The following is a 13,339-nucleotide window of genomic DNA, read 5'->3' as shown; positions in this document are numbered from 1 at the left end:
ACGGAGCATCGAACGGTATGACATCCCTCTCAACAACAATGGCCGGCCATCACACGCATTGCGATGACGTGTTTGCCCGGGCCGAAGCCGCCGCCGAGCGCGCCGACTGGCCGGCCTGCGAACAGGCTGCGCGGCAGTTTCGCGCCGCGGTGCTGGCCCACTTCACGACCGAAGAAGAGGCGATCTTCCCTGCCTTCGAAGCGGCAACCGGCATGACCGAGGGGCCGACCCGGGTGATGCGCGGCGAGCACGTGCAGATGCGCGAATTGATGAGCCTGCTGGTCGAGGCCGCCGCAGCGGCGGATGGCGACGGCTTCTCCGATGCGGCCGAAACGCTGCTGCTCCTGATGCAGCAGCACAACATGAAGGAGGAGAACATCCTCTACCCCATGTGCGATCAGACCGTGGCGGGCGACCCGGCAGTGTGCCGCGCGGTCGCCGACCTGGTGGAGGAGGGCCCCCATGACTGAACCCATGCCGCCGATCGTCGTCGATGCGCGGTTGATGATGCCGCCCGAACCCATGGAGCGCACACTCGAAGCGCTCGACGCGCTGCAACCGGGGCAGGCGGTGCTGCTGATGATTCCGCGCCAGCCGGCGCCGCTGTTCGACATGTTGCGCAATAACGGCTATGCCTACACCGTCGAGCCCCAGCCCGATGGCATGTTCCACATCCACATCCGCCAGGCCGACGGCGACTGAACCGGCCCGGCGGTGGCGGCTCCCGGCGCTCGCGCCCGGTGGCCGCGCGACGCCCTGAGGCGCACATGATGCAGGCCATGTCCTTCGAGCAGGCCCCGCCACCGTCGGTGCCGCTGCGCTTCTTTCTGACCGCGCCGCTGTTCCTGCTGCTGGCCGGCGCGCTGCTGCTCGTCGATGGCGAGGTGGTGATGGCCTCGCGCTGGACGCCGGCCGCTCTGGCGCTGACCCACCTGATGACGGCCGGCTTCATGCTCCAGGTCATGCTCGGCGCCCTGTTCCAGCTAATGCCCGTCGCCGCCGGCGCCAATCTGTGGCGACCGCGCCTGCTGGCGCTGCCGGTGCATGTGGGCGCCGTGCTCGGCGCCTTGTTGCTGGCGGTGGGGTTTCACCATCAACTCGCCTGGGCCTATCAGGCGGCCGTGCTGGCCCTGGGCGCAGGCGTCATGGTGTTCGTGGTGGCGGCACTCGTCGCGCTGTGGCGCAGCCCGGCGACCAGCCCGTCGATGACGGCGCTGCGCATCGCGTTGCCGGCGTTCTTGTTGACCGTGGTGGCGGGCGGCGGCATGGCCCTCGCCCGTGCCGGCACTGCGGATGGACAGTGGCTCACACTGACATCGACACATGTGGCCCTCGGGCTGGCCGGCTGGGGCACCATTCTGGTCGCGGCAACCGGCTACCTGGTGGTGCCGATGTTCCAGCTGACGCCCGCCTACCCGGGCTGGTTCGTCCGCCGTTTCGCCGGCGCCGTCGCGCTGGCGATCGCGTTCGGTGCGATCGTGGCCCGCGCCGTGGCATGGATTCCGCTGCTCGGCCTGATCGCCCTGTTTGCCGGCGTCACGCTCGATCGCCAGCGACGTCGCCGCCGCGCCAAGGTGGACGCCACCTTCCGCTTCTGGCGCCTGGGCATGATCTGTGTGCTGCTCGCCTGCGGCGCTGCGCTGTTGGCGATCTTCGATGTCGGCGGCAACGCGATGCCGATCGCGGCAGGCGTGCTGGCGATTCTCGGCGGCTTCGTTTCGGTGATCGTGGGTATGTTGTACAAGATCGTGCCCTTCATCCTGTGGCTCTATCTTCAGCCACGGGTGCAGGGGGTGCCGCCGATGACGCGCATGCTCAACGAGCGTTGGCTGCGCTGGCACGAGGGCGTGCACGGGGCGACGATCATGGTGGCGGTGCTGGCGACCGTGTGGTGGCCGATGGTGTATCCGGCCGGCGGGCTGTTGATGGCCGGCGCCGGTCTGCTCGGTGCGCAGCTGTGGCGGGTGGTGCAGCGGGCCCGCGCCGCGCTGAAGAAGGCTCAGCCTTCGTAGTTGCGCAGCTTGTCGACGTTGTGCAGGGAAATATGTTTGCCCTGCACGGTGATCAGGCCGGCGTTGCTCAGTTCGTTGAAGATGCGCGACAGGGTTTCAGGCGTCAGGTTCAGGCGCGAGGCAATGATCTGCTTGCTGGTGGGCAGATCGACGGCGGCCTGCGTGGCCCCCTTGCAGGGCGCATCGGAGACTTGCTGCAAGAGGTAGCCGATCACGCGCTGGGTGCTCGAGCGCAGCGAGTAGGATTCCACGTCGCGCACCATGCTGTGCAGGCGGATCGCCATGCCGGCCAGCATGCGGCGGGCGAAGCCGGCGTCCTGGTCGATGAGGTTGAACACCGCATCGCGGGTGATGTGCAGCAGCAGGGTGTCGGCCAGCGACTCGGCGAACACCGGGTATTGGCGATCCATGAACATCACGGCCTCGCCGAAGCTCTGGTGCGGTCCGAGGATTTCGACCACTTTTTCGTTGCCGTTGGGCGAGGAGAAGGCCAGCTTGATCTGGCCGAAGATGACGTAGTAAAACCCCTTGGGTTGGTCGCCGCGCTGGAACAGCATCTCGCCTTTCTGGATGCGCTTCTCGCGGGTGGCGTCGGCGACTTGCTGCAAGTCTTCCGACGACAGGGCGCTGAAGAGCGGCATGCGGCTGAGCAATCCGGGGATATCGATTTTTTCTTGACTCATGATCGGGCACAGGTCACCAGTAGCGGCAGAATGTACCACGCCCCAAACTTGGGCGTAATGGCTGTCTAAATATCAGAAAATCATGATCCATCGTTTCTCCGTTCCTCGTTTCCACGGTCTCGGCCCAGCAGCCGCGCACCATGCCGCTCGCGCCCGCGGCGTCATGCGGCGGCCCAGTATCACGATTCCGGAGTGCTAGCGATGTATCAAGCCGTCAAACACCTTCATGTCGCCTGTGTGAGCCTCTCCGGCTTGGGTTTTCTGTTGCGTGCGGGCTGGATGCTGAGCGGCTCGCCGCTGCTGAGCCATCGCTTGACCCGCATCTTGCCGCATGTGGTCGACACCCTCTTGCTGGGCTCCGCCATCGTGCTGGTGACGTACTATGGCGCGGTCCCCGATTGGGTCTGGGCCAAGGTTGCCGGTCTGGTGGTGTATGTCGTCCTCGGCAGCCTGGCGCTCAAGCGCGGGCGAACACGTTCGGTGCGCATCGCGGCGCTGGTGGCCGCGATAGGCACCTTCGGCTGGATCGTGTCCGTGGCACTCACCAAGTCTGTCGCGGGATTTTTCGGATGCTTGTAAACAGGAAAGGAACCCAATGACCGAATCCCTGTTGCCGCTGGCGCCGGGGCTGGATCAGCCGCTGGAAGTGCTGACCGCCTGTCATTCACGCATGCAGTCGCAGTTGCGAACGCTCGACCGGCTGGTGCGCTGGTTGCCCGAGCATGGCGCCGACGACGACGCGCGCAAGGCGGCCACCAACATCATTCGCTATTTCGATACGGCGGCCGTCAATCACCACCAGGACGAAGAGGTCAGCCTGTTTCCGCTGCTCTTTGAGCGGGTGTCGAGTGCGGGCCGACCCCGCCTGAAGCGCCTGGTGGACTGGATTCGCCAGGATCACGAGGAGATGGCGGCCGCCTGGCAGCGGCTGCGCCCCCAGCTAGCCGCGATTGCCGCCGGGACGTCGGCCGAGCTGGACGCCGACGAGGTGGCCAACTATGCCTCGCGCTATCTCAGCCATATCGACCGTGAAGACAACGAGCTGTTTCCCTATGCGGCCCAGCTGCTGAGCGCGGCCGACCTGACCGCCTTGAGCGAGCAGATGGTGGCGCGCCGCCGATTGCCGCGCTGATCAGACGTTGGGCAGGTGGCTGAGCAGGGCCTTGAGGCCGTCGATGTCGCGGATGCGGATGTGTTTTTGCTGCACCGTGATGAGCTCGTTTTCCTGGAAGCGCGAGAAGGCGCGCGATACCGTCTCCAGCTTGAGGCCCAGGTAGGAGCCGATTTCTTCGCGCGTCATGCGCAGGTGAAACTCCGCCGCCGAGAAACCACGGGCGGTGAAGCGCTGCGACATGTTGATCAGGAAGGCCGCCAGGCGCTCTTCGGCACGCATCGAGCCGAGCAGCATCATCACGCCATGGTCGCGGACGATCTCGCGGCTCATCACCTTGTGGAACTGGTGCTGCAGCGAGCCGATTTCACGGGAGATTTCCTCCAGGTTGGCGAAGGGGATCACGCACACCTCGCTGTCCTCGAGGGCGACGGCGTTACAGCTGTGCGCATCGGTGCTGATGCCGTCGAGCCCGATGATCTCGCCGGACATCTGGAAACCGGTGACCTGCTCGCGGCCGTCCTCGAGCAGTACGTCGGTCTTGAACGAACCGGTGCGCACGGCGTAGATCGACTCGAAGGTGTCGCCGGCGCGATACAGGTGCTGATGGCGCTTGACCTTGCGGCGCGCGCCGACCAGCGCATCGAGCTGGTTGATGTCGCCTTCGCTCATGCCGTAGGGCAGGCACAGCTCCTGCAGGTTGCATTGGGAACAAGCCGTTTTCAGGCCTTCGACGGTAATTGGCACGACGGCCCGATTTGGCATGTCCTGCGCTCTCCTTGATTCGTTTTCGCTCGGCGATGGGGCGTTTGATCCACGTCAACCCGCTTGGTTCAGCTTTTTGAGATCGTGAGTGTCATTGAGCAGAAGCCTGATTATGGATAACCAGAAAGAACTCGTTTTCGATCCGCAACTGATTCGCCGATTCGACGTCAACGGCCCGCGGTACACTTCATACCCGACTGCTGACCGCTTTGTCGAGGCGTTCAATGCCGACGCGTTGGGAAATTGGTTGGGGCAGCGTGCGGTCGGTGGTTTTGGCCGGCCGCTGTCATTGTACTTCCATATCCCGTTCTGCAATACGATCTGCTACTACTGCGCCTGCAACAAGATCATAACCAAAGATCATGGGCGCTCGGCCAAGTATCTGACCTACCTGGCCAAAGAGGTCGCCATGCAGGCGGCGCAGCTCGACGGCGGGCATGAGGCCATCCAGTTGCACCTGGGCGGCGGTACGCCGACCTTCCTCTCGCATGACGAAATGCGCCAGCTGATGGCCACCGTGCGCCAGCATTTCAAGCTGCTGCCCAACGGCGAGTATTCCATCGAGGTCGACCCGCGCAAGGTCGACTTCGAAACCGTCGCGCTGCTCGCCGAACTGGGCTTCAACCGCATGAGCATCGGTGTGCAGGACTTCAACATCGACGTCCAGCGCGCGGTCAACCGGGTGCAGAGCTTCGAGGAAACCAAGCTGGTGCAGGACGCTGCGCGCCAGACCGGTTTCAAATCGGTGAGCATGGACCTCATCTACGGCCTGCCCAAGCAGAACGTGATCAGCTTCAACAGCACGCTCGAACGGGTGCTCGAACTGTCGCCCGACCGGATCTCGCTCTACAGCTACGCGCACCTGCCGGGCCTGTTCAAGCCGCAGCGACGCATCGCACCGGACGACATGCCCTCGGCCGACACCAAGCTGCAGATCCTGCAGCTGGCCATTCGTCGGCTGACCGAGGCGGGCTATGTGTATATCGGCATGGACCACTTCGCCAAGCCGGACGACGAGCTTGCCGTGGCGCAGCGCCAGGGCCGCTTGCACCGCAATTTCCAGGGCTACTCGACCTATGCCGAGTGCGATCTGCTGGCCTTCGGCGTGTCGGCCATCGGCAAGGTGGGGCCCACCTACGCACAAAACGTCAAGACGCTCGACGAGTACTACGACATCCTCGATCAGGACCGCCTGCCGGTGCTGCGCGGCATCGAGCTGACGCCCGACGACATCCTGCGCCGCGCCATCATCCAGGCGCTGATGTGCCATTTCGAGCTGTCGATCGATTCGATCGAAGTCGCCTACATGGTCGATTTCAAGCGCTACTTCGCCCAGGAGCTCGAAGACCTGCGCACCATGGAGGCCGCCGGCCTGCTCAAGCTCGAAGACAAGTGGATCACCGTGCTGCCGCCGGGGCGTCTGCTGGTGCGCGGCATCGCCATGGTTTTCGACCGCTACCTGCGTTCCGACCGGGAGCGCGCGCGTTACTCCAAGGTGATCTGAGTCGGGCGCGGCGTCGGGCTGTGATAGGCTCGGCGCCCCGGCTCTCGATTCGACGCCCCGACCCATGCCTGAAACCGGCTACATCGCCGTCTTCCTCATCGGCCTGCTTGGCGGCACGCACTGTGTCGGCATGTGCGGCGGCATCGTCAGCGCGCTGACGGTGCAGATCCCCGGCCAGGTGCGGCGGCAATGGCCGATCCACCTCGCCTACAACCTCGGGCGCATCACCACCTACACCAGCCTCGGGGCGCTGCTCGGCGCCATCGGCTCGGTCGGCCTGCTGTTCGACGACTTCCTGCCCGTGCAGATGGTCCTCTACCTGATGGCCAATCTGATGCTGGTGGCCCTCGGCCTCTACCTCACCGGCTTCACCCGCTTGCTGGCCCCGCTCGAGCGCATGGGCCAGCGGTTGTGGCGCCGCGTCCAGCCGCTGACCCGGCGTTTCCTGCCGGCGCGCGGCATGCGCCAGGCGATCCCGCTGGGGCTGCTGTGGGGGCTGTTGCCCTGTGGCCTGGTGTATAGCGTGCTGACCACGGCCCTGATCACCGGCTCGGCCGCCGGCGGGGCGGGGCTGATGCTGGCCTTTGGTCTCGGTACCCTGCCCAACCTGATGCTGGCCGGGGTGCTGCTCAAGCGCTTGCAAGGGGTGACGCGTCGCCCCTGGGTGCGCACCCTGGCCGGCTCGGTGGTGCTTGGTTTCGGGGTGTTCGGCTTGGTCAATGCCTCGACGCTGGGCAGCCGCTTGTGGAACGGCGTGCTCTGCGTGACCTGAGCGCGCTGCGGCAGCGGGCGAAACATTAGAGTATCCTTATGTGTTTTTTGGCGCCGCTCCGGCGCCATTCAGCATTTGGAGCCCGTCATGCCCAAAACCAGCCACGACCTGGTGGTCGAAGCCAAGCAAGCCATTCGTGAAGTGAGCCCAGAGGACGCCCGGCGTCTGATCCAGGGCGGCGCAGTCGTCCTGGATGTGCGCGAGCCGGAGGAGTTCGCCGCCGGACATCTGCCCGGCGCCCTCCACATTCCGCGCGGCATGCTCGAATTCCGCCTGGCCGGTATCCCCGAGCTGAACGATCCGCGCCGCACGATCGTGGTCTATTGCAAGACCAGTGGTCGGGCCGCGCTGGCGACTGTCGTCCTGCAGCGCATGGGCGTGTCCCACGCGGTGTCGCTGGCCGGCGGTTTCGATGCCTGGGCGGCCAGCGGCCTGCCGGTCGATCTACCGGCGCCGATCGACTTCGAGTAAGGCGGGCACGTCCTCGTCCGGATGGGCGAGGGTGTGCAGGATCGGGCAGGGCTGGGCCGAGGTCGTGTGCTCGCAGCAGCTGACCAACTCGGTCAGCGCCGTGCGCATGGCCGCCAGCCGGGCCATGCGCTCGTCGATCTGGGCGAGCTTGTCGCGGGCCAGCGCGCGCGCCGCCTGACGATCGGTGTTTTCATCGAGGTCGAGCAACTCGGCGATCTCGTCGAGGCTGAAACCGAGTTGCTGCGCGCGGCGGATGAAACGCAGGCGCGACAGCGCGGTGTCGCCATAGTGACGCACTTGTCCACGCGCGGGCTCGGGCACTGCCAGCAGGCCGCGCCGCTGGTAGTAGCGCACCGTTTCAACTCCCACCTCGGCAGCCGCCGCGAGGCGACCGATGGTCATCGATGTCATGCTTGACTCCGTACCTGACTACAGACATTAGACTGGCCCCGTCGTCTCCGTTCCGTCAAGCCATGAATCTCTCTGTCACCGACCGCCCGCTACGCCTCGATCTGCCGGTTCGCGGCATGACCTGTGCCGCCTGCGCCAGTCGTATCGAGCGGGTGCTCAAGCGCCTGCCGGGCGTCGACGCCCAGGTCAATTTCGCGACCGAGCGCGCGTCGGTCCGGTTGGCAGCGGGCGATGCCCCTGATGTGCAGGCCGTGGTCGACGCCATCCGCCGGGCGGGCTTCGAGGTGCCCGATGCGCGCACCGAGCTGGCCATTTCGGGTATGACCTGCGCGGCCTGCGCGAGCCGCCTGGAGAAGGTACTCAACCGCCTGCCGGGGGTCGAAGCGACGGTCAACTTCGCCACCGAGAGCGCCCAGCTGCACTACCCGCCGGGCACCGTAAGCGAGGCCCGGATCATCGAGGCGGTGGCCGGCGCCGGCTTTACCGCCCGGTTGCGTGGCGAGGCCGCCCGTGCCGAGGAAAAGGCGCGCAAGGCTGCCGAGTGGCGCGCCGAGCGCAACCGCTTCCTGATCTCGCTGCTGCTCACCGCGCCCTTGCTGGCCCAGATGCCGGCGATGTTCTTCGGCTCGGCCGAGCACGATCTGATCCCGCGCGCCTGGCAATGGCTGCTGGCCACGCCGGTGCAGTTCTGGATCGGCCTGCGCTTCTATCGCGGCGCCTGGTCGGCCTTGCGCGGCGGGGGCGCCAACATGGACGTGCTGGTGGCGCTGGGCACCTCGGTGGCCTACGGCTTCAGCGCCATCGTCACGCTCTTGGGGCGGATGGATCTGCATGTGTATTTCGAGGCCTCGGCCGCCATCATCACCCTGGTGCTGATGGGCAAGGTGCTCGAGGCGCGGGCCAAGGCGCGCACCGCGGATGCGCTCGAAGCGCTGGTGCGCTTGCAGCCGCGTACTGCCTGGGTGGCGCGCGACGGTGCCCTCGCCGAGGTGCCGGTGGCGAGCCTGTCGCCGGGAGACCGCTTCGTGGTGCGCGCCGGCGACAGCGTGCCGGTCGATGGCGTGGTGCGCGGTGGCCAGTCGGCGCTGGATGAATCGATGCTCACCGGCGAGAGCCTGCCGGTGGCCAAGGCCGAGGGCGACACGGTGTATGCGGCCACCGTCAACGGCGACGGCACGTTGCGCTGCGAGGCCACGGGCGTGGGCGCCGACACCTTGCTGGCCGGCATCATCCGCTTGGTCGAGGAGGCGCAGGGCAGCAAGGCGCCGGTGCAGCGGTTGGCCGACCGGGTGGCGGCGGTGTTCGTACCGGTGGTGGTGGCCATTGCGGTGCTGACCTTTTTCGGCGGCTGGTGGTGGGGCGGTGCGGCGACCGAGGCCTTGATCAATGCCGTGGCGGTGCTGGTGATCGCCTGCCCGTGTGCGCTCGGTCTGGCGACGCCGACGGCGATCATGGTGGGCACCGGCCTGGGTGCGCAGCACGGCATCCTGGTGAAGAACGCCGAGGCGCTGGAGCGCGCCGAAAAACTGGGCGTGCTGGCGGTGGACAAGACCGGCACGCTGACCGAAGGGCGCCCCGAAGTCACCGATGTGCATCCGGCGCCGGCGGTCGATCGCGACCAGTTGCTGGCCTGGGCGGCGGCGCTGGAATCGGCCAGCGGGCATCCGCTGGCGCGGGCGATCGTCGCTGCGGCGGGGCGGGTGCCGACCGCGCAGGCGGTGGACACCGTACCGGGCCGCGGGGTGCGTGGCAGTGTCGAGGGCAGGGCGGTTCAGGTGGGCAGCCCGGCTTTTCTGCGCGAGGCCGGTGTCGAGGTGCCGACGGCCGAGGCGGAGGCGCTGGCGGCGCAGGGGCGCACGCTGGTGGCGGTGGCGGTCGATGGGCGCTTTGCCGGCCTGATCGGTGTGGCCGATCCGGTGCGTTCGACCTCGGTGGCGGCGGTGGCCCGCTTGCAGCGCGCCGGCATCGAGGTGGTGATGCTCACCGGCGACCATCCGGCCACTGCCCGCGCGGTGGCCGAGGCGGTGGGTATTGCGCATTTCGAGGCCGGCGTGCTGCCGGCCGACAAGGCACAGGCGGTGCGCGCGCTGGCGGCGGGCGGCCGGCGGGTCGGCATGGCCGGCGACGGCATCAACGATGCGCCGGCGCTGGCGGCTGCCGAGGTGTCGTTCGCCATCGGCACCGGGGCCGACGTGGCGGTGGCGGCGGCGGACATCACGCTGATGTGCAGCGACCTCAATGGCGTGGCCGATGCGGTGGAGCTGTCGCGCGCCACGCTGGCGAAGATCCGGCAGAACCTGTTCTTCGCCTTCATTTACAACATTCTGGGCATTCCGCTGGCGGCCTTCGGCTTCCTCAACCCGGTGGTGGCCGGGGCGGCGATGGCCCTCAGTTCGGTGTCGGTGGTGAGCAACTCGCTGTGGCTCAAGCGCTGGCGGCCGAGTCGATGATTTTGTATTCAAACAGGAGCGGGCAATGACGCAGGTGACAATCCAGGTGGGCGGCATGAGCTGCCAGGGCTGTGTGAAAGGCGTGACGACGGCGCTGCAGGCGGTGCCGGGCGTGCAAGCGGTGAACGTGACGCTGACGCCGGGCGCGGCGACGGTCGACTTCGATCCGCAGCGCACCGATGCGGCGGCGCTGCGTCAGGCGGTGGAGGCGGCGGGTTTCGACGCGGCCTGAAGGCCGAGATCGATCTGCATCTGGCGGAAGGCGTCGGCGGGCAGCGGCCGGGCGTAGAGATAGCCCTGCGCCAGATCGCAACCCAGCTCGGAGAGGAAGGCCTCCTGGGCTTTGGTCTCGACGCCTTCGGCGACGGCCGTCATGCCCAGGTGATGGGCAATGCCGACGATGGCCCGGGTCAGGTGGGCGTCTTCGGCGTCGTCGGGCAGGTCGCGGATGAAGGAGCGGTCGATCTTGAGCTTGTCGAGCTTGAAGCGCTTGAGATAGGCGAGCGACGAGTAGCCGGTGCCGAAGTCGTCGATGGCCAGCTTGACGCCCAGCGCGTGGATGGCGTCGAGGGTGGCCGATACATGCGCCTGATGCGTCATCAGCGCACTTTCGGTCACCTCCAGCTCCAGTAGCCGGGCGGGTAGGCCGCTTTCGCCGAGCGCCTCGACCACGGTGCTGTCGAGCTGGCCGCGGCGCACCTGCAGGGCCGAAATATTCACCGCGATGCATAGATCGGGCAGGCCTTCGTCCCGCCAGCCCTGAGCGATGCGGCAGGACTCGTGCAGGATCCAGGCGCCGAGCGGGATGATCAGGCCGGTCTCTTCGGCGATGGGGATGAACTGGTCGGGCGGGATCATGCCGCGCTCGGGGTGATTCCAGCGCAGCAGGGCTTCGGCGCCGATCAGGCGACGGTGGGCCAGATCGAACTGGGGCTGGAAGTGCAGGGAGAATTCCCGGCGTGTCAGCGCCCGGCGCAATTCGTTCTCCAGCGCCAGCCGGGTGTGCGCGCGGTTGTTGAGTTCGTCGGTGAAGAACTGGTAGCTGTTGCGGCCGTTTTCCTTGGCGTGGTACATCGCCGCGTCGGCATTCTTGAGCAGCAGTTCGCGGTTGTCGCCGTCTTCGGGGAAGACGGTGATGCCAATGCTCGGCGTGATCGACAGCTCATGGCCATTGACTTCATAGGGCGTGGCCAGCGCCTTGAGGATCTTGCCGGCCACGGTGGCCGCGCGGGCGGCGCTGTCCAGATCGATGAGCAGCACGACGAACTCGTCCCCGCCCAGGCGGCTGACCGTGTCGCAGCTGCGCACCACGGCGCTGAGCCGACCGGCCACTTGGCGCAGCAGGCCGTCGCCGGCGGCATGGCCGAGCGAGTCGTTGATGTTCTTGAAGCGGTCCAGGTCGATGAACAGCACGGCCAGGTGGCCGTCGTTGCGCCGTGCATTCTCGATGGCGCTGCCCATGCGGTCGAGCAGCAGGATGCGGTTGGGCAGGCCGGTCAGCGCGTCGTATTCGGCCATGTGGCGCAAGCGCTGCTCGGTGCGCTTGCGCTCGGAGATGTCGGAGATCGACACCACGAAATGGGTGATCCGGCCGGTGTCGTTGGTGATGGCGCCGAGCGAGATCCAGCCCGGGTAGTGGCTGCCGTCGGCGCGCTGCAGTTCGATCTCGCCCGACCAGTGGCGGGCAGAGCGCAGGCGCGAGGCGGTGCGCCGCCACACCTCGCCGTCGGCATGCTCGCCGATGAGCAGCTCGGCGCAGTGGCGCCCGACGATGTCGGCCTGGTGGAAGCCGCTGATCCGCGCCAGCGCCGGATTCACCGACACGATGCGGAAGCGGTGGTCGAGAATGGCGATGGCCTCGTTGCTGGCGTCGAACACCTGGGCCGACAGGCGCAGCTCGCGGGCGCTTTCCTTGAGCGCCTGGTTGCGCGCGCCGATGTCCTGTTGGTAGCGCTGGAAGCGCTGGTTGATCCAGCGATAGAAGACCATCGACAGCAGCAGCGCGAGGGCGGTGGCGGTGAGCATGGCGAACAGCGTCACCGTGAAGTCTTCGCGTTTGCTCGCTTCCATGCGTTCGCGTTCGGCGGCGATGACCTGGTCGACATCGTCGAGTCGGGCAATCGCGGCCAGCGTCCAGCCCCATTCGTCCTGGCCTGCGACATGGACCAGGTGCGGCGCGATCGGCTGTGAGGGGGCCTGCCGCATGTCGATCCGCAGCACCTGCCCGCCGCGACGCCCGGTGCGGGCGATCTCGCCGATCCACTCGGGCAGCTGATCGCCGAGGGCGGGCAGGCCGCCCGCCAGGATCTGGCCATGCTGGTTGACCACCAGGATGACCCGGTCGTCGGGCGGACTGTGCCGCGAGAGAATGCCCAGCGCCTGCTCGCGGGCCGTGGCCTGCGCCTGCGCCTGATCGATGCCGACGCCGACGATCCAGCCGAAGGGCGCAAAGCGACCGACATGGGCCTGCAGGTCGGTCATCGACCCGTCGCCGCTCTGCGGGCGCCAGCGCAGGCGCAGATGGCCGTCGCCCAAGGTGGCCACATCCACCAGACGGTCGATCAGCGGCAGGCCGGTGTCGTCGATCACGGTCGCCAGCGAGTGCCCTTCCTGCGACGGATCGAGGGCGAAGAGGCGTACCCGGCCATCGGCATCGACAATGAAGGGCACGAGGCCGGCATCCGGCTGGCCCATGGTCCGCAGCACCTCGAGCACCATCTTCCGTGCCTGCGCGTCGCTGGCCGTGGTGCGCAGGTTGCGATAGGTGCGTTCGGCGGCGTCGAGGGCGAGTCGGCTGTGATAGTCGAGGCGTGCCGCCAGGCGTGTGTCGAAGCTCTCCCGGTGCTCCTTGAGGCTCTTGCCCAGATAGGCCACCTCTTCGTGCAGCGATTGCTCCAGCCGCGCGAACGCGTGCTTTTCGATGTCCGCCGCGCGGCTCTCGAAGGCTTGTTCGTGCCGGTAGATGTAGTAGCTGCCCATGCTCACCAGCAGCACCAGCACCAGCGCGAGCATGGCGCCCAGCATCAGCCGCGGCAGCCAGCGCTCGGCGCGTGTGGCGGATTCCGGCTGGAGAGGCGGGGCCGCCACGCGCTGGGCAGGGATCGAGGAACGGACCGGGCTCGGTCGGACGCCTGTCATGGGCGGGCGGGTCTCCTGCGAC

The 13,339-nt window shown here is 67.2% G+C and carries 14 protein-coding genes; 10 read left to right on the top strand and 4 right to left on the bottom strand.

All coding sequences use genetic code 11. The annotated features are described in order from the left end of the window. The first annotated feature begins 17 nt into the window (after positions 1-17). The 3 genes from I8J34_RS08730 to I8J34_RS08720 all read left to right on the top strand — a co-directional run bounded on the left by I8J34_RS08730 (position 18) and on the right by I8J34_RS08720 (position 2,012). A complete protein-coding gene (locus I8J34_RS08730; RefSeq protein WP_214361010.1) occupies positions 18-470 on the top strand; it encodes a hemerythrin domain-containing protein in 453 nt (150 codons plus the stop codon). Continuing rightward, positions 463-702 carry a DUF2249 domain-containing protein gene (locus tag I8J34_RS08725; RefSeq protein WP_214361009.1) on the top strand — a complete coding sequence of 80 codons (240 nt, stop codon included), beginning with the start codon at positions 463-465 and terminating at the stop codon, positions 700-702. Before I8J34_RS08730 ends, I8J34_RS08725 begins: the two co-directional genes overlap by 8 nt. 65 nt (positions 703-767) lie before the next feature. Then, positions 768-2,012, top strand: a complete 1,245-nt coding sequence (locus I8J34_RS08720) for a hypothetical protein (protein WP_214361008.1) — start codon at positions 768-770, stop codon at positions 2,010-2,012. Here the strand turns inward: I8J34_RS08720 and I8J34_RS08715 are convergent. Continuing rightward, on the bottom strand, positions 2,000-2,695 hold the full coding sequence (locus I8J34_RS08715) for a Crp/Fnr family transcriptional regulator (RefSeq protein WP_214361007.1): 696 nt from the start codon (positions 2,693-2,695) through the stop codon (positions 2,000-2,002). The two genes, I8J34_RS08720 and I8J34_RS08715, sit on opposite strands and share 13 nt — an antisense overlap. A gap of 201 nt (positions 2,696-2,896) precedes the next feature. Between I8J34_RS08715 and I8J34_RS08710 the strand changes: the two genes are divergently transcribed. Beyond that, positions 2,897-3,274, top strand: coding sequence for a SirB2 family protein (locus tag I8J34_RS08710; protein ID WP_214361006.1), 378 nt, complete (start codon positions 2,897-2,899; stop codon positions 3,272-3,274). A 16-nt stretch (positions 3,275-3,290) separates the two neighbouring features. After that, complete coding sequence (locus I8J34_RS08705; RefSeq protein WP_214361005.1) at positions 3,291-3,827, top strand: hemerythrin domain-containing protein; 537 nt, start codon at positions 3,291-3,293, stop codon at positions 3,825-3,827. Here the strand turns inward: I8J34_RS08705 and fnr are convergent, their stop codons facing one another. Next, entirely contained in the window at positions 3,828-4,571 is a 744-nt protein-coding gene (fnr, locus tag I8J34_RS08700; RefSeq protein WP_214361004.1) for a fumarate/nitrate reduction transcriptional regulator Fnr, read from the bottom strand. Positions 4,572-4,683: 112 nt separating this feature from the next. On the opposite strand from fnr, the gene hemN reads away from it, so the two are divergent. The 3 genes from hemN (at position 4,684) to I8J34_RS08685 (ending at position 7,318) form a co-directional block, all read left to right on the top strand. Further along, entirely contained in the window at positions 4,684-6,075 is a 1,392-nt protein-coding gene (hemN, locus tag I8J34_RS08695) for an oxygen-independent coproporphyrinogen III oxidase (protein WP_214361003.1), read from the top strand. A gap of 64 nt (positions 6,076-6,139) precedes the next feature. Beyond that, a complete protein-coding gene (locus tag I8J34_RS08690) occupies positions 6,140-6,847 on the top strand; it encodes a sulfite exporter TauE/SafE family protein (RefSeq protein WP_214361002.1) in 708 nt (235 codons plus the stop codon). A gap of 87 nt (positions 6,848-6,934) precedes the next feature. Next, positions 6,935-7,318 (top strand): rhodanese-like domain-containing protein, encoded by a 384-nt coding sequence (locus tag I8J34_RS08685; protein WP_214361001.1) that lies wholly within the window; start codon positions 6,935-6,937, stop codon positions 7,316-7,318. Here I8J34_RS08685 and I8J34_RS08680 read toward each other — a convergent pair. Then, on the bottom strand, positions 7,292-7,729 hold the full coding sequence (locus tag I8J34_RS08680) for a MerR family transcriptional regulator (protein WP_214361000.1): 438 nt from the start codon (positions 7,727-7,729) through the stop codon (positions 7,292-7,294). The two genes, I8J34_RS08685 and I8J34_RS08680, sit on opposite strands and share 27 nt — an antisense overlap. 62 nt (positions 7,730-7,791) lie before the next feature. Here I8J34_RS08680 and I8J34_RS08675 point away from each other — a divergent pair, with 62 nt between their 5' ends. Then, on the top strand, positions 7,792-10,179 hold the full coding sequence (locus tag I8J34_RS08675; protein WP_214360999.1) for a heavy metal translocating P-type ATPase: 2,388 nt from the start codon (positions 7,792-7,794) through the stop codon (positions 10,177-10,179). Positions 10,180-10,204: 25 nt separating this feature from the next. Further along, the gene (locus I8J34_RS08670; protein ID WP_214360998.1) at positions 10,205-10,411 is read left to right on the top strand and encodes a heavy-metal-associated domain-containing protein; all 207 of its coding nucleotides are present in this window, start codon (positions 10,205-10,207) and stop codon (positions 10,409-10,411) included. On the opposite strand, the gene I8J34_RS08665 is transcribed toward I8J34_RS08670, so the two are convergent. Continuing rightward, positions 10,375-13,317 (bottom strand): EAL domain-containing protein, encoded by a 2,943-nt coding sequence (locus I8J34_RS08665; RefSeq protein WP_214360997.1) that lies wholly within the window; start codon positions 13,315-13,317, stop codon positions 10,375-10,377. The genes I8J34_RS08670 and I8J34_RS08665 overlap by 37 nt on opposite strands. Positions 13,318-13,339: the final 22 nt, after the last annotated feature.

It is taken from the genome of Denitromonas iodatirespirans (assembly GCF_018524365.1).
In the GTDB taxonomy this organism is placed as follows: domain Bacteria; phylum Pseudomonadota; class Gammaproteobacteria; order Burkholderiales; family Rhodocyclaceae; genus Nitrogeniibacter; species Nitrogeniibacter iodatirespirans.
Note: the sequence above shows the minus strand (reverse complement) of the source record. Positions and strands in the feature narration are given on the sequence as shown.